This is a genomic window from Methylotenera oryzisoli (assembly GCF_004661485.1).
In the GTDB taxonomy this organism is placed as follows: domain Bacteria; phylum Pseudomonadota; class Gammaproteobacteria; order Burkholderiales; family Methylophilaceae; genus Methylotenera; species Methylotenera oryzisoli.
Map to the genome: position 1 here is coordinate 82,880 of NZ_PQVH01000001.1, position 15,730 is coordinate 98,609.

Below are 15,730 nucleotides of genomic sequence, written 5' to 3' on the forward strand. Positions count from 1 at the left end.
GTTACTGCACTTGGGTGGTTAAAAATTTAGGTTCTAAAAATTGAACAATGGCATCAATAAACTGTTCCTGATGCGATAAAAATGGAGCGTGTGATGCGCCAGCCATCACCCGCAGATAAGCGACCGGTAGTGTTTTCATCATCCAATGCGCTGCCTGCACCGGCGCCAAGCTATCTCGGTCACCATGTACCAGCAATGTGGGTTTTCTTAAATGTTCGATTTCCGCACGCAAATCGGTTTCTAGCAGTATATTAAGTGCGCGATACAAAGTTTGCGAGGTAGGCGCTGGGCGTTCGGCAAACTTGTTACGCAGCAATTTAACCGTACTTCTTGCGTCGTTTGCACCCATGCACTGCAAAGTTAAAAACTGCGTCATGGTCTTGTGATAATCTTCATTCACGCTGTCGGCAAAGTTGCCGAATATTTCAGGCTCAATGCCAATATCCCAAGTGGATTTGTACTCTACGCTCTCCTGATCAAAGCTCTTGTTTACAAAACAAGGCGTTGCCCCAACCAGCACCAATCGACGGACCAAATCAGGATAATCTAAAGCAATACGCATGGCCACTTGTGCGCCCAAAGACCAGCCAACCACATCCGCATGCGCAGGCAGCACTTCGGCAACCTTTTCCGCAATTGCAGACAAATGAAACGGTTCAATCGGGCGACTTAAGCCCATGCCGGGCAAATCGATAATGTGCAGCGTAAACAGCTTGCTTAGCCTTTTCACTAAAGGCTGCCATACCGCGCCGTTCATCCCCCATCCGTGAAGCAACACCAGGTTGGGGCCAGACCCGATGATTTCAACGTGGAGGTGATTAGCGATCATGCACTCAACTCTCTTTCTGCCTGATGAATAGCAGCAATCAGTTTTTTCATGTCATCAAGAGTATGTGCTGCCGATAATGAAATGCGCAGCCTTGCAGTACCTACAGGCACTGTTGGCGGACGTATCGCTGGCACCAAAATGCCATGCGTTTGCAAATACTCACTGAGCGCCAGTGCCTCTAAGTTATCACCCACAATTAACGGCTGAATAGTGGTATCAGAATCCATTAAACGCCACTTGTTAAGCTTAAGATTCGCTTTCAGATACTGAATTAACTCTTGTAGATTAGCGCGCAGCTGATCACCCTGCGCTATCAATTTAACCGAGGCAGAAAGCGTGGCAGACAAAGCTGGCGGTGCCGGTGTGGAGTACACATAACTCTTAGCTTTTTGAATCAGGTAGTCAATCACTACCTGCTCGCCCGCCACAAAAGCACCCGCAACACCAGCGGCTTTGCCTAAAGTTGCCATCATGATAATCCGCGGCGACTTAATCTTAAAGTGACTCAGCGAGCCTTTACCATGCTCGCCCAGCACGCCAAAACCATGCGCATCATCTAGGTATAGATAAGCATCATACTTTTCACACAGCGCCAGATACTCAGGGATAGGCGCGATATCGCCATCCATGCTAAACACCGCATCCGCAGCAATTAGCTTATGTTTTGCCGTACTTGCCTGCAACAGCTTTTCCAGTGCCGCTACATCATTATGCGGGTAGCGCTGAAACTCCGCGTGCGAGAAATAACCTCCATCGTTTAGGCAGGCATGATTTAACTTATCCGCAAATATCGCATCACCACGCCCTGTCAGGGCACCCAGCACCCCAATATTGGCCATATATCCGGTAGAAAACAGCAACGCGGCCGGCAACTCAACGAATGCCGCAAGTTGCTTTTCTAAGTCATCATGATAACGGTGGTGCCCGGTGATTAAACCGGAAGCCCCACTACCAACACCAGAGTCACCTGCGGCCTTTTGCATGGTGGCTATCAGTTCAGGGTGGTTAGCCAACCCTAAGTAATCATTACTGCAAAAAGATAAATACGGCTGCTGATTTGCAACGATATGCTCCGCCTGCGGCGAATCTAATAAACGACGCTGACGCAATAATCCATCGACTTTGCGTTGCTCAAGTTCACGCTGTAAAGAGGCTAACATGTGCAGCGACTAAATCTTGTTAATGCCAAGTTTGGCAAACAACTGTTTATCTGTTTCAGCTTCCGGGTTACCGGTAGTCAGTAATTTCTCACCGTAGAAAATACTGTTGGCACCTGCCAAGAAGCACAAAGCCTGTATGCCCTCATGCATGCTCTGACGCCCCGCAGACAAGCGCACAAAACTGTTTGGCATGGTAATTCTTGCCGCGGCAATGGTACGCACGAACTCTAATGGATCCAGCTCCTCGGTACCGTGTAACGGCGTGCCTTCCACTTGGGTCAATAGGTTAATCGGCACGCTCTCTGGTGGGCGCTCCATATTAGCCAATTGCGCCAGCAAACCAGCACGTTGATTACGTGATTCGCCCATGCCGATAATGCCACCGCTACACACGTTGATATCTACACTGCGCACGCGGTCCAGTGTTTCCAAACGGTCTTGATAAGTACGTGTAGTGATCACCTCACCATAGAACTCTGGTGCAGTATCTAAATTGTGGTTGTAGTAATCTAAACCCGCATCTTTCAACTGCTCAGCTTGGCCTTCTTTTAACATACCCAAAGTGGCACAAGTCTCTAAGCCCATCGCTTTTACTTCTGCAATCATTTTAAGCACAGGCTCTAAATCACGCTGTTTGGGACCGCGCCATGCAGCACCCATACAGAAACGGCTGGCACCGTTGTCTTTTGCTTCTTGCGCAGCCGCTAACACGTCATCTAAAGCCATTAATGGCTCACTCTCCACATCAGTGTGGTAACGCGCAGCTTGTGGGCAATAACCGCAATCTTCAGAGCAGCCACCGGTTTTAATCGAGAGCAAAGTGCTCACTTGCACTGCATTCGGGTCAAAGTTTTCGCGATGCACATTCTGCGCGCGATGCATCAAATCGCTAAACGGCAATTCGAACAGCTCAACAATCTGTGCTACGCTCCAGCGATTAACGGTTTTTTCTTCATGAGAATGCGTACCGCATGATTTATTTAAGCCTGCTTTTAGGCTATCGGTATTAATAACTGCCTCATTAGATGCTGTTGCACAGGGAGTTGTTGCCTCTGAATCTGGTGATAGTCCAAGCATGATTTGTTCCTTGTATCCTCACATAACTGGTGAAGATGTGAAATTGAGATAGAATTTGAGTGCGATTATACATTGTCAATAAAACTGACTGCAAATTTTGAACAACAGATTAAAATTTAAGCAAATCACACAAATGCAGCAAACCTGCATACTCTGCACCAGCCACCATGGCGGTGATTTAGGACTATGCGCGCCATGTCTGGCAGATCTGCCGTGGCACAGTGCAGCACAATGCCCACAGTGTGCACTCATCAGCAATGGCGGCTTATGCGGGGGCTGCCTAAGCGCCCCACCTCACTTTGACGCAGCAAAAGCAACCTTTACTTACAATTATCCACTAGACGGCCTGTTGCAGCATTACAAATACAATGCCAACCTAAATTTAGCACGGACGTTCGCCTCGCTCTGGATAGATTATCAGCACGGACTAAGCACAACAAGCCGACCTATCGATCTCATTATCCCCATGCCCATGCATGAAAAACGCTTAACCGAACGTGGTTTTAATCAGGCCCTGGAAATCGCCAAGCAAATAAGCAGTGCATTTTCCATTCCGCTAGATTACACAGCGTGTCAACGCATTAAATACACGCCATCACAAGCGGGTCTCAAGCTCAAAGAACGCATCGACAATATACGAGGCGCATTTCTCTGCCATCGCCCTTTGCACAACCTGAATATTGCAGTCATCGATGACGTAATGACAACTGGTGCCAGTTTAAATGAACTGGCTAAAACATTAAAACAGGCTGGGGCTGCGCGTGTAGAATGCTGGGTGATGGCAAGAACCCTACCAAAATAGACTCAACCATCATAGGGTGCCTACACGATACGCATTTAGAGAGATTAACTGACTTATGTTTCACATTGTTTTATTTGAACCTGAAATTCCACCAAACACAGGCAATATCATCCGCTTATGCGCCAACACAGGCGCGCAGTTGCACTTGGTCAAACCACTGGGATTCAGCTTGGAGGACAAGCAGCTCAAACGCGCTGGCCTAGACTATCACGAGTATGCAAATTTAATGGTGCATGAAAACTGGGAAGCCTGCAAAGCGGCACTGGCTGGACATCGACTATTCGCCATCACCACTAAAGGCAGCACTACGCATAGCCATATTCAATTTAAAGCAGGTGACGCATTTGTATTTGGCCCGGAAACGCGCGGCCTATCAGAGGAAGTGCGCAATGAATTTACTGCAGAACATCGTGTACGTTTACCGATGCTACCCAATAGCCGCAGCCTGAATTTATCAAATTCAGCGGCGATATTGCTTTATGAAGCGTGGAGACAAATCGGATTTGAAGGCGGGAGCTAAGTGAACAGTCTATAAGTGAACGGCCTAAATGCCACGACAGCGATTGCACTAACAAAGACTGCATCATAGAACGTTGCACGACAAACAACTGCAAGATAGTCAGATTGCGTATCTTATACACAATCTGTTAGCAAGTACTTACACACCCTCAGGTTTTTGATCGCGGCCTAAAAGATCCATCACCGCATCTTGTGCGCTTTTACCATGCGATAACGCCTGATTAACCTCATAAGTGATTGGCATATCAACACCCAGTGTTTCAGCACGGCGCATTACTTCGCGCGCAGTATTCACACCTTCAGCCACATGACCCAAGCCCTGCAAAATATCTGTCAGGCTTTTGCCACTGGCAAGTTGCAGGCCGACTTCTCTGTTTCTTGAGTATTGGCCGGTACAAGTCAGGATTAAATCACCAGCCCCTGCCAACCCCATAAAAGTTTCCACCTTAGCGCCAAGCGCCAAGCCGAAACGCGTCATTTCAGCCAAACCGCGCGTAATCATGGCAGCACGTGCGTTATTGCCAAAGCCCATCCCATCGGAGATACCTGCAGCAATTGCCATCACATTTTTCACTGCACCACCAACCGACACACCGACCACATCGGTCGTGTCGTACACACGTAAATTGGCACCATGCACCAACAACGCAGCCTCTTTCGCAAACGCTTCATCGTTTGCAGCTAATGTCACCGCAGTTGGCAATCCACGCACCAACTCGGCCGCAAAGCTAGGCCCCGACAAGGCACCCCACTTTTGCTCACTGCCCAACTCTTCTAGCGCCACTTCATACGGCAGCTTGGCCGTTTGCGGCTCCAAGCCTTTGTGCGCCCAAATAATAGGCAAAGTACAGCCTAATTGCTTAATATCTTTGAGAATACTTCTAAAGCCAGCGGTGGGCACTACAGATAAAATCAAATCAGCGCCATCTAATGCAGTTTGCAAGCTATCCTCAACCTGCAATTGGTCATTAAATCTAAAATCACCTAAATACAAAGGGTTAGCGCGCGCTTTACGCATACCGGACACATGACCAGCATTACGTGCCCACAAGGCAACCTGATGGCGCTGACTGATGTTCATCGCCAGCGCAGTTCCCCACGCCCCGGCACCCAATACTGCAATTTTTGCCATTAATCAAAACCCCAAGTAGATGACACTAAAACATACCCCGTCACGCCGTCTCTGTGCTTTACTTTTAGCCAGCCGTTGTTTGCTTTAACATCCATCAGTTCTAACACTACATCTTTTTCTAACGTTGCCACCAAGTCGGCAGCGACGTCGGGCCGCGCTTTCATTTCCGTGAGGTTTTTAGTCACCATCACCGAACGCTTAGTCGACAACTGCTTAGCTTCCACCCAATTCATACTGCCTTGCGCATCACGCACCTTTAACCAGTCACCAAGGTTCACCACCACTTCTACCGGATAGAATTGGCTCAGCAGCAATACTTTTTTGGATGAATTTGAAGGCGCATCGTACAAGATGGCTTTAGGTACGGCAACCGACCTAAAATCTAACGCGGATGCCGTGATCGGCACCCACATCAGCATGAAAATTAAAGCAACTTTCGGAAATTGAAGCATTACACTTATTGCACAGAACCTGCTTGCTCAGCTTCTTGTTGCTTTTGTTGTGCAAACAAAGCTTCAAAGTTAATTGGATTCAACAATACAGGTTGGAAACCAGCACGTACGATTAAATCAGAAACGCTCTCGCGTAAGTATGGGAACAGAATGTTAGGGCAAGTAATGCCAACAATCATTTCCATGCTTTCAGCAGGTACATTGCGCACTTGGAAAATACCAGCTTGCGTTACTTCAACTAGGAACACGGTTTTCTCAGCAATTTTAGAGGTCACAGTCACTTTAATTGCAACTTCAAATACGCTCTCTTCAATTTGCTGCGCTAAATTGCTTAACTCAATACTTACTTGTGGCTGAGTACGGTCTGTAAAAATTTGTGGTGCATGAGGAATTTCTAATGAAACGTCTTTCACGTAAATTTTTTCAATGCTGAAGCCTGGTTGTTGCGCTTGTTCTTGTGCTACGTTGTTGTCTTCTTGTGCCATAATTTTCTACTTAAAATATTAATTAAAATTGATAAACGTGATTAAAATCATTTACAGCCGGTTAAAACTCAAGCTGGCATTCTAGCAGACTTTAAATTTTACGCGCGGCTATATAATGTACTGCAAAGCCAACTACAACAGCTATGCCAGCAATGGATCCAGACCACCTGCCAGGTCCAGCGCGCGCAAATCATCAAAGCCACCAATATGGCGATCATCAATGTAGATTTGCGGCACGGTGCGACGCCCCGTTTTCTGCATCATTTCTTCACGACGTTCAGGCTGCAGGTCGATACGCACCTTATTGATCTCGGTTACCCCTTTACTTGCCAACAAACGCTCAGCGTTGATGCAATAAGGGCAAACTGCAGAGGTATACATTAGGATATTAGCCATACGATTATGCTTTCACCACAGGGAGCTTAGCCTCAACCCACGCGTTGAGCCCGCCTTGCAGATTGTGCACTTGCTTGAACTCTGCCTTACGTAAAATATCGCATGCCTTTGCCGAACGTGCTCCACGCTGGCAGTTCACCAATAGCGGCTTATCTTTGTATTTAGCTAACTCTTTCAGGCGGTCCGCCAACTGCTCTAGTGGAATATGTTTCGCATCCACAATATGTCCGCTGGCAAACTCTGCATCATCACGCACATCAATCACTAAGGCATGGTTACGGTTAATCAATGCCACTGCCTCAGTAGCATTTACGTTAGGCACACCACCCGCTTTTTTACCAAAGTCAGGCAATAGCAACATGATGCCGGAACCTAACGCTAGGCCAATCAATAAGACATTATCTTTTATAAACTCCACAACTTACCTTTCAAAATTTTATGCATTTAATCGTCAGCGTGACTCACCGCACCTGAGCACCGATACTTACGCATTTATAATCAGATTTTACGTGTAAATGCGCTAAAATGCGCATATTGATATCACTATTTATGCAAAAGATTGAGGCGCAATATGTCCCCTAATAAAAATATCACTCCAGTATGCTTACTTATTTTGGATGGCTTCGGCTATCGTGAAGAAATCACCGATAACGCCATTGCTCAAGCAAATAAGCCCAACTTAGATGCGCTTTGGAACAACTTTCCGCACACCTTAATTAACGCATCAGAACACTATGTAGGTTTACCTGACGGCCAAATGGGTAACTCAGAAGTCGGTCATCTTAATATTGGTGCTGGACGTGTGGTATTTCAAGACTTTGAGCGTATTAATAACAGCATTGCCACCGGTGAATTTTTTAAGCACCCAGAGCTGACGCAAGCACTGATTGATATCAAAAACACAGACAAAGCCTTGCACATTTTCGGCCTGCTCTCAGACGGTGGTGTGCATAGCCATCAAGACCATATTCATGCCATGATTAAAATGGCTGCATTACAAGGCGTCAGTAAGGTGTACATACACGCTTTTCTGGATGGTCGCGACACACCTCCAGTCAGTGCCGCGCCTTATATTGAGTCATTAGAGCAACAATGTAAAACCATCGGCGTTGGCAAGATTGCGTCTATCAGCGGTCGTTTTTACGGGATGGACCGCGATAAACGCTGGCCACGTGTTGAAGCCGCGTACAAATTGTTCACCGAAGGCGTTGGCGAATTTACAGCAGAAACGGCAGCCGCCGGTTTACAGGATGCCTATGCACGCGGGGAAAACGATGAGTTTGTAAAAACTACCGCTATCCACCAGCCCCATGAAGCAGCAGTGCGCATGGAAGACGGTGATTTAGCCGTATTTATGAATTTCCGCTCTGACCGCGCACGTCAGCTCACACACGCACTACTTGCTGACGAGTTTGATGGATTCCACCGCAGCCGCACCCCTAAACTGGCAGGTTTCTTCACGCTGACTATGTACGATAAGAAAGAAACCAAAGCAACCGTCATTTTCCCACCACAGGAAGTCAGAAACACGTTAGGTGAATATTTATCTGCACAAGGGCTGACGCAACTAAGAATCGCGGAAACCGAAAAATATCCTCATGTGACATTCTTCTTTAATGGCGGTGAAGAAACCGTATTTGCTGGAGAAGACAGGATTCTTGTGCCATCACCAAAGGTTGAAACTTACGATTTACAACCGGAAATGAGCGCGTTTGAAGTCACGGAAAAACTGGAAGAAGTAATTCTAAATCGACAATACGATGCAATTATTTGCAACTATGCCAATTGCGACATGGTTGGTCACTCAGGCAACCTAAAGGCAGCGATTGCTGCCGTGGAAGCGCTGGACACCTGCATTGGCCGCGTAGTTAACGCAATGCAAAGCATAGGCGGTGAGGTATTAATCACCGCAGACCACGGCAATGCGGAGCAAATGTACGACGCAGGCAACCATCAGCCACACACACAGCACACCACCAATCTGGTACCGCTCATTTACATTGGTAGAGACGGGCAATTAAACCAGAACGGTGCACTCTCCGACCTAGCTCCAACCATCTTAAGCTTAATGGGCCTCAACCAGCCAGCTGAGATGACAGGTAAAAACTTAGTTCAGTTTAACGCTTAAACTCACGCCTAGACCATGATGCGCCAACGTATTATTCAAACAACATCAATATGGACATTGATGCTCTCGTTGCTACTGAACGCATCATGGTGTTATGCAGAGAAAAAGTCCGAACAGCCAAAACAGGCGTTAAGCGAACTGCAACAGCAGCTAGAAGCGCTAAAAAAAGAGCTGGATCAAGCACAGGAAGAGCACAAAGATGCTGCAGATGCACTCAAGGAAAGTGAAGTTGCTATCAGCGGTGCAGATAAGAAGCTACATGAAATCAGCAAGCAGCAGGTGGATAACAAAAAAGAGTTAGCCAAACTGGATGCTGAGTCAAAATCTACCAATCAAGCACTGAGCCAGGAGCAAAAACTGCTAAGCGGTCAGCTTTACCAGCAATATATTCACGGGCAGCAAAGCTATGTGCAGATGATTCTACAAAGTGAACACCCTAGTGAAGTTGCACGCGACCTGCATTATTTCTCATACGTAGCAAAAGCGCGTGCAGACTTAATCAACAAGATGCAGAACAACTTAAATAAGATTAAGCGCCTTAACGAGCTAACAGCATCGAAACTGCAAGAAATCACGGACCTCAAACAAAAACAGCTGACTGAAAAACGTATTTTAGAGGCACAGAAAAAAGAAAAATCAAAAGTTGTGAATTCACTTTCACAGCAGATTGCTGAGCAGCGTGGACAGATTAAAAAACTAAGTCGCGATGAAAAGCGACTATCACAGCTCGTGAGCAGGCTAGCCAAAATCATTCCGAAAAACAAACCAGTCAGCAAGCCAGTCTCAAATAGACCAACATCGCCTGCTATTAAAAATACACCGAGCACCAATATCGCCCTTAACAATGAGAATTTACCTAGCGATAATTTTTCTGGTGCTAACTTCTCCGCGCTAAAAGGCAAATTACGCCTGCCTGTACGTGGCACGGTAAGCAATCGCTTTGGCTCAGCCAGACAAGACAGCGGCGTTTCATGGAAGGGTTTATTCATTAAAGCCAGCGAAGGCACAGAAGTGAAAGCTGTGGCTACAGGCCGCGTAGTTTTTGCCGACTGGCTGCGTGGCTTTGGCAACCTGATTATTATTGACCATGGCGATGGCTACATGAGTCTGTATGGCAACAACCAATCTGTTCTAAAACAAGCGGGCGAGATGGTCAAAAGCGGGGATACGATTGCCTCGGTAGGCAACACTGGAGGAAATGAATCCAATGGTCTGTATTATGAACTTAGAAACCAAAGTAGGCCCTTTGATCCGATGACATGGAGCAGCTTGAATTAAACATCCACGATGAAAAATAATGGTTAAGCTGCAATGCTTGGCTATTACTACAGCCAACAAGCCGACACTCAGCCAATAAAAAAGCACGCAATTACGCGTGCTTTTTTTAATCTACCAACAGTTTGAAAAATTATTACTTGAGACCTTATTGCCAGTTTTATTCTACTGGCAGTGAGCTAAGGCTAAGCTAAATTTTACATACTGTAAGACGATAGCAATTACTGCGGTTCTGAATCTGCAAAATTTGCCACTTCACCCGCCGCAGCCGCCGCAGCCGCTTCTGTTTCAGCAGCAATTTGAGCTGGATCTAAAGTGATACCAGGAATACGCTCATCTGCAGATGGCTCATAGCCACCTGAAACAGGTGCTGCTGGTGCAGGTGCTGGAGCAGCAACTGGTGCAGCAGCTTCTACCGGTGCAGCCTCTTCTTTTTCGCCGCATCCTACCAACAACAAACTTGTCATCCCCACAGCCAATAATGAGCGTAATAACATAGACATATAATCCCCTTGTATTTTAAATAAATTAAACAACTTAACTCATTGTTTTATATTCAATCAGTTAAGTTGTTTCCTGAAGCTAACGGCTATTCTAACGGATTCAAGATTCTCTGCAACCTTAATGCACACATGACCAAAATCATTTCCATTCAGCTCATGGTAATGAGTTGCTGAGGCTAGCATCCACAAACTAACTCGTTAATTACCAATCAGGTGGACAATAACGCGGCGATGGCTCGCCACATGTCGATGTTCATAGAGAAAAATACCTTGCCACTGACCTAATGCAAGCTTGCCTTCTAACAAGGGAATCGATAAGTGGGTTTGTGTCAGCGCAGAACGTACATGCGCTGGCATATCATCCGGCCCCTCCACCGTATGAATAAACAGCGAATCACCATCAGGCACTAATCGATTAAAAAACGCCTCCATGTCTACCAGCACATCGTGATCATAGTTTTCATTAATCAATAAGCTAGCAGAGGTATGCTGTATATAGAGCGTCAGCAATCCCGTACGTAAGCCGCTAGACTCAGCCCACGCGGTCACCTGCGGTGTAATATCGTAAAGCTTGCGACCTTGTGTATTGACGCTAATCTGCCATGTTTTTTGCTGCATTGATTACTCCAAACTCATCCTTAACACCTAGAGTATATCGAACATACCAACAAAAACTCAATGCATGCCTACCAGCAACCCCAAGGTGACAGATAACCAGCGCCCATACCAAAGCCTGGCCTGAAGCGTGAGCCGTAGGCACCAAAAGCATAAGGACTCATACCAAATCGAGGGTAGCGACAAAACGGGTCATTAAAACGCTGACTGTTAATCACTTGCTGTTTTAGCTTATCTATTTCAGCGCGTTTTACTTGCTCGCGTTTATTAATTTCTTCTGCAAGCTTGTTTCTTAACGCCAGCTCACGGCTGGTATGAATATAATCCAAGACTCTGCCATCCACACCACGCTTACTCAAATCCACGCTTTGACTAGGCGTCAGATCATAAGCGGAATCTGTGTCTTTAATCTTTTGAATAATCTGCTCGTGACCCAGCCCCTGCTTGGACAAAGCCACAATGTCATCCAAGCTCAACACTGGATGCGCCTGCGGCATTATTTTCTCCAGCTCTTCAGCAGAAACCCTGTCAATGGCTGGGCCGCCAGCCATATCTTGGCCATTAGTTGCACAACCGGCAGTCAATAACAATGTAATGATTAATGCCAAATAAGCACGATTACTAACCTCTATCACAATCAACCCTTCCGTTTAAAAATAGGTGATGGCTCTACAATTGCACCATCAAACACGTGGTTTTTGATGGGATAACGTGCCTGTACTTTTTTAACATACTGGCGCGTTTCCGGAAAAGGCGGAATGCCGTTATATTTATTCACGGCACCCTCACCCGCATTGTAGGCAGCCACCGCTAGGGCAACATCACCTTTAAAGTAAGCGAGCAGCCAACGTAAATAAGCCACGCCGCCCTTAATATTTTGGCTGGCGTTAAATGCATTTTTTACGTTGAACCGCTCAGCTGTATCAGGAATCAATTGCATCAAACCCTGTGCCTGCTTGTTAGAATATGCAGACTGCGCAAAACCGGACTCAACCGAAATAATAGACAACACTAATTTAGCATCGACCTTATACCAAGCTGAAATCGTATCGACCAAATGCAGAATCCAGCGTTTATTCTCTGGCAAACCAGCGACATATTGGTCAATGCTATCTGTGCTAGCTACCGCTTTCTCCGGATCAACCTCAGCGACAACGCAAGGCGGTAAATCAACCGCACCCAGCTCTACCGTTTCCAGCATACGCTGCGACTCCGAATGCCCTTGCAACGATGCAGTTGCAAACATTGCAGCTGCTAAATCACGGTTAGCAGGCACGCCCTTGCCGGCGGCATAAAGCATACCCAGCCTGAACTGCGCCTCGGCACTGCCCAGACGTGATGCCTGACAATATAGCCGTGCGGCCTGCCAATCGCTGTCCAGACCTTTTGCATCGTGCTCGGCATTTGCTGCTTGCAACAGCAAGCCTTTAATCACCTCTGGCTCAAGATTAAAAGCTTCGTGATTAAACGCCTCCTGCGCATACTGGCGAGGTTCTGCATGCGACACACTTACCACCGTAAACAGCATTGTTAACGTGGCTATGCTCAATTTTTTGATCAACGCAATATCGATTAACCCGCTCCTTTACGAAGGCATGTCATTATCACAGGCTAGGTAGTTACTTTTGAAAATACAAGCTTCCCAGCCCTCACGTCGATTTTGACAATGTCTTTTGCAATAAAATTCCCTGCCAAAATTTCACGTGCCAACGGATTTTCTATCTCACTCTGTATTGCACGTTTCAAAGGTCGAGCGCCGTACACAGGATCAAACCCTGCATTTGCAATTTCGGCAATGGCCGCATCCGTTAGTTCAAGTTGCATATCCATTGCTGCCAGGCGTTTAGCAAGATACTGCAGCTGAATTGCCGCAATAGATTTAATGTTTTCTTCGCCCAGCGCATGGAACACCACAACCTCGTCAATCCGGTTCACAAACTCTGGCCGGAAATGCGTTTTCACCTCGCCCATCACCGCCAACTTAACCAACTGATAGTCTTGGTCACTCATGCTTTGTATCATTTGGCTGCCAAGGTTAGAGGTCATGATAATCACCGTGTTTTTAAAGTCCACCGTACGACCTTGCCCATCGGTCAATCGACCGTCGTCCAACACTTGTAGCAATACATTAAATACATCCGGGTGCGCTTTCTCCACCTCATCTAGCAAAATCACGCTATAAGGTTTGCGACGCACCGCTTCGGTTAAGGTGCCACCCTCTTCATAACCCACATAGCCAGGAGGCGCACCTATCATGCGCGCAACCGAGTGTTTCTCCATAAACTCGCTCATATCGATACGAATCAAATGATCTTCACTATCGAACAAGAAGTTAGCCAATGACTTGCATAGCTCAGTTTTACCGACACCGGTAGGGCCTAAAAACAAGAAGCTGCCATAAGGTCGATTGGGATCACCCAAACCAGAACGAGAGCGGCGAATCGCGTCAGAAACCAGGCGCACCGCTTCATCCTGCCCGACCACGCGCTCATGCAATTTTGCTTCCATCGTCAGCAATTTTTCACGCTCGCCCGTCATCATCTTGCTCACAGGAATACCCGTTGCACGACTCACCACTTCGGCAATTTCATCGGCGCCCACTTCGGTGCGCAGCATTTTGTGTTTGGTTAAATCTACACTCACCTCAGCGGTTGACGCCTGCTTCAGCTGCATTTCCAGTTGTGGCAACTTGCCATACTGCAGCTCAGAGACTTTCTGCCAATCGCCCTTACGTGTGGCTTCCTCTATTTCAAACCTTACTTTTTCAATCGCTTCTTTAATGTGAGCAGAACCCTGCACCTGTGCTTTCTCAGCTTTCCAGATTTCCTCTAAATCAGCGTACTCTTTCTCCAGCTTGCCGATCTCTTCTTCAATTAGCTCAAAGCGTTTTTTACTGCCTTCGTCTTTTTCACGGCGCACCGCCTCACGCTCGATTTTCAGCTGAATCAAACGACGCTCCAGTTTATCCATCACCTCAGGTTTGGAGTCGATTTCCATCTTGATGCGACTTGCTGCCTCATCAATCAAATCAATCGCCTTATCTGGTAAAAAGCGATCCGTAATATAGCGATGGCTCAATTCAGCTGCCGCCACAATCGCTGGGTCGGTAATTTCCACGCCATGATGCAACTCATACTTCTCTTGCAAGCCACGCAGTATCGCAATGGTTGCCTCCACAGAAGGCTCATCCACCAATACTTTCTGGAAGCGACGCTCCAGCGCCGCATCTTTTTCAATATATTTGCGGTACTCATCTAAAGTGGTCGCACCCACGCAGTGTAATTCACCACGGGCTAAAGCGGGTTTCAGCATATTGCCTGCATCCATCGCGCCTTCTGCTTTACCGGCACCCACCATGGTATGAATTTCATCAATGAAAACGATGGTTTGCCCTTCATCCTGCGCTAGTTCTTTGAGCACAGATTTCAAACGCTCTTCAAACTCGCCACGGTATTTTGCCCCTGCCAGCAAGGCTGCCATATCCAATGACAATACTTTTTTGCCTTTTAGCGACTCAGGCACCTCACCGTTAACAATGCGCTGCGCCAAGCCTTCTACAATCGCAGTTTTGCCTACGCCAGGTTCGCCAATCAGCACCGGGTTGTTTTTGGTACGGCGCTGCAATACTTGAATCGCACGGCGGATTTCATCATCACGGCCAATTACTGGGTCAAGCTTGCCAAGGCGCGCACGCTCGGTTAAATCTATCGTATATTTCTTTAGCGACTCACGCTGGCCTTCAGCTTCCTGGCTATCTACATTTTCATTGCCACGTACTGCCTGAACTGCCGCTTCTAGTGCCGCCTTAGTTAAACCATTTTGTTTAAGCAACTTTGCTGTTTCACCTTTATCATCAGCCAGCGCTAATAAAAACATCTCGCTCGCGATATAAGCATCGCCGCGTTTTTGCGAAAGCTTATCTGTCACATTCAGCAGATTATTCAAATCACGTGAAATAGCCACCTCACCGCTGGTATCGGCTGATTTAGGCAAATTGGCAATGGCGGCAGTTAAGCCTGTTTTCAGCTGATTCAGTTGCACACCGGCGCGCGCCAATAGCGACGCAGTACCGCCATCGTCCTGCTGCAGCAATGCCTGTAGTAAATGTTGTGATTCAATTGCGGTATTATCAGCGCCCAAAGCCAAGCTTTGCGCATCGCTAATCGCTTGTTGGAATTTAGTCGTTAATTTATCAAAGCGCACAGATTTCTCCTATTATCACTCTAAGGTTTAAATGCTTTTCTGCAGCTAACGTGGGGCTGAATGTTTACTTTTCAATATATAATACAAAGTATTAATTCGTTATTTAAAAGCCAATGGGATTCACCGTCTTGTTGACTACGCCATTGCATGGAGT

General features: G+C 46.8%; 17 protein-coding genes. 4 read left to right on the forward strand and 13 right to left on the reverse strand.

The genetic code is table 11. The features are described 5' to 3' along the window. Position 1 precedes the first annotated feature (1 nt). Genes bioH through bioB form a run of 3 tightly spaced genes read right to left on the reverse strand, consistent with a single transcriptional unit; the run spans position 2 to position 3,066 of the window. Positions 2-829: a pimeloyl-ACP methyl ester esterase BioH gene (gene bioH, locus C3Y98_RS00395; protein WP_135276162.1), complete on the reverse strand. Its 828-nt coding sequence runs from the start codon at positions 827-829 to the stop codon at positions 2-4. Next, entirely contained in the window at positions 826-1,989 is a 1,164-nt protein-coding gene (gene bioF, locus C3Y98_RS00400; protein ID WP_135276163.1) for an 8-amino-7-oxononanoate synthase, read from the reverse strand. The genes bioH and bioF overlap by 4 nt, the downstream gene beginning before the upstream one ends. 9 nt (positions 1,990-1,998) lie before the next feature. Next, positions 1,999-3,066, reverse strand: coding sequence for a biotin synthase BioB (bioB, locus tag C3Y98_RS00405; RefSeq protein ID WP_135276164.1), 1,068 nt, complete (start codon positions 3,064-3,066; stop codon positions 1,999-2,001). A gap of 97 nt (positions 3,067-3,163) precedes the next feature. Here bioB and C3Y98_RS00410 point away from each other — a divergent pair, with 97 nt between their 5' ends. Together C3Y98_RS00410 and trmL are read left to right on the forward strand one after the other, a co-directional pair. Then, positions 3,164-3,868, forward strand: coding sequence for a ComFC family protein (locus C3Y98_RS00410; RefSeq protein ID WP_245234272.1), 705 nt, complete (start codon positions 3,164-3,166; stop codon positions 3,866-3,868). Positions 3,869-3,923: 55 nt separating this feature from the next. Beyond that, the gene (gene trmL / locus C3Y98_RS00415) at positions 3,924-4,388 is read left to right on the forward strand and encodes a tRNA (uridine(34)/cytosine(34)/5-carboxymethylaminomethyluridine(34)-2'-O)-methyltransferase TrmL (RefSeq protein WP_135276165.1); all 465 of its coding nucleotides are present in this window, start codon (positions 3,924-3,926) and stop codon (positions 4,386-4,388) included. Between the two features lie 138 nt (positions 4,389-4,526). Here trmL and C3Y98_RS00420 read toward each other — a convergent pair whose 3' ends face one another. From C3Y98_RS00420 to C3Y98_RS00440, 5 genes are all read right to left on the reverse strand, one after another. Further along, positions 4,527-5,519, reverse strand: a complete 993-nt coding sequence (locus C3Y98_RS00420; RefSeq protein WP_135276166.1) for an NAD(P)H-dependent glycerol-3-phosphate dehydrogenase — start codon at positions 5,517-5,519, stop codon at positions 4,527-4,529. Continuing rightward, positions 5,519-5,971 (reverse strand): SH3 domain-containing protein, encoded by a 453-nt coding sequence (locus C3Y98_RS00425; RefSeq protein ID WP_135276167.1) that lies wholly within the window; start codon positions 5,969-5,971, stop codon positions 5,519-5,521. The genes C3Y98_RS00420 and C3Y98_RS00425 overlap by 1 nt, the downstream gene beginning before the upstream one ends. Before the next feature lie 5 nt (positions 5,972-5,976). Continuing rightward, positions 5,977-6,456, reverse strand: coding sequence for a protein-export chaperone SecB (gene secB, locus C3Y98_RS00430; protein WP_015831514.1), 480 nt, complete (start codon positions 6,454-6,456; stop codon positions 5,977-5,979). A gap of 141 nt (positions 6,457-6,597) precedes the next feature. Continuing rightward, on the reverse strand, positions 6,598-6,852 hold the full coding sequence (grxC, locus tag C3Y98_RS00435; RefSeq protein ID WP_015831513.1) for a glutaredoxin 3: 255 nt from the start codon (positions 6,850-6,852) through the stop codon (positions 6,598-6,600). Between the two features lie 4 nt (positions 6,853-6,856). Next, a complete protein-coding gene (locus C3Y98_RS00440) occupies positions 6,857-7,270 on the reverse strand; it encodes a rhodanese-like domain-containing protein (protein WP_135276168.1) in 414 nt (137 codons plus the stop codon). A 153-nt stretch (positions 7,271-7,423) separates the two neighbouring features. On the opposite strand from C3Y98_RS00440, the gene gpmI reads away from it, so the two are divergent. Next, entirely contained in the window at positions 7,424-8,980 is a 1,557-nt protein-coding gene (gene gpmI, locus C3Y98_RS00445; protein ID WP_135276169.1) for a 2,3-bisphosphoglycerate-independent phosphoglycerate mutase, read from the forward strand. Positions 8,981-8,998: 18 nt separating this feature from the next. Beyond that, on the forward strand, positions 8,999-10,258 hold the full coding sequence (locus tag C3Y98_RS00450) for a murein hydrolase activator EnvC family protein (protein WP_135276243.1): 1,260 nt from the start codon (positions 8,999-9,001) through the stop codon (positions 10,256-10,258). A 218-nt stretch (positions 10,259-10,476) separates the two neighbouring features. Here C3Y98_RS00450 and C3Y98_RS00455 read toward each other — a convergent pair whose 3' ends face one another. From C3Y98_RS00455 to clpB, 5 genes are all read right to left on the reverse strand, one after another. Next, positions 10,477-10,758, reverse strand: coding sequence for a hypothetical protein (locus C3Y98_RS00455; protein WP_135276170.1), 282 nt, complete (start codon positions 10,756-10,758; stop codon positions 10,477-10,479). Between the two features lie 198 nt (positions 10,759-10,956). Next, positions 10,957-11,376: a secondary thiamine-phosphate synthase enzyme YjbQ gene (locus C3Y98_RS00460; protein ID WP_135276171.1), complete on the reverse strand. Its 420-nt coding sequence runs from the start codon at positions 11,374-11,376 to the stop codon at positions 10,957-10,959. A gap of 68 nt (positions 11,377-11,444) precedes the next feature. Next, on the reverse strand, positions 11,445-12,008 hold the full coding sequence (locus C3Y98_RS00465) for a hypothetical protein (RefSeq protein WP_135276172.1): 564 nt from the start codon (positions 12,006-12,008) through the stop codon (positions 11,445-11,447). A 2-nt stretch (positions 12,009-12,010) separates the two neighbouring features. Beyond that, a complete protein-coding gene (locus C3Y98_RS00470) occupies positions 12,011-12,880 on the reverse strand; it encodes a lytic transglycosylase domain-containing protein (RefSeq protein ID WP_245234273.1) in 870 nt (289 codons plus the stop codon). Between the two features lie 104 nt (positions 12,881-12,984). Then, positions 12,985-15,576, reverse strand: coding sequence for an ATP-dependent chaperone ClpB (gene clpB / locus C3Y98_RS00475; protein WP_135276174.1), 2,592 nt, complete (start codon positions 15,574-15,576; stop codon positions 12,985-12,987). Positions 15,577-15,730: the final 154 nt, after the last annotated feature.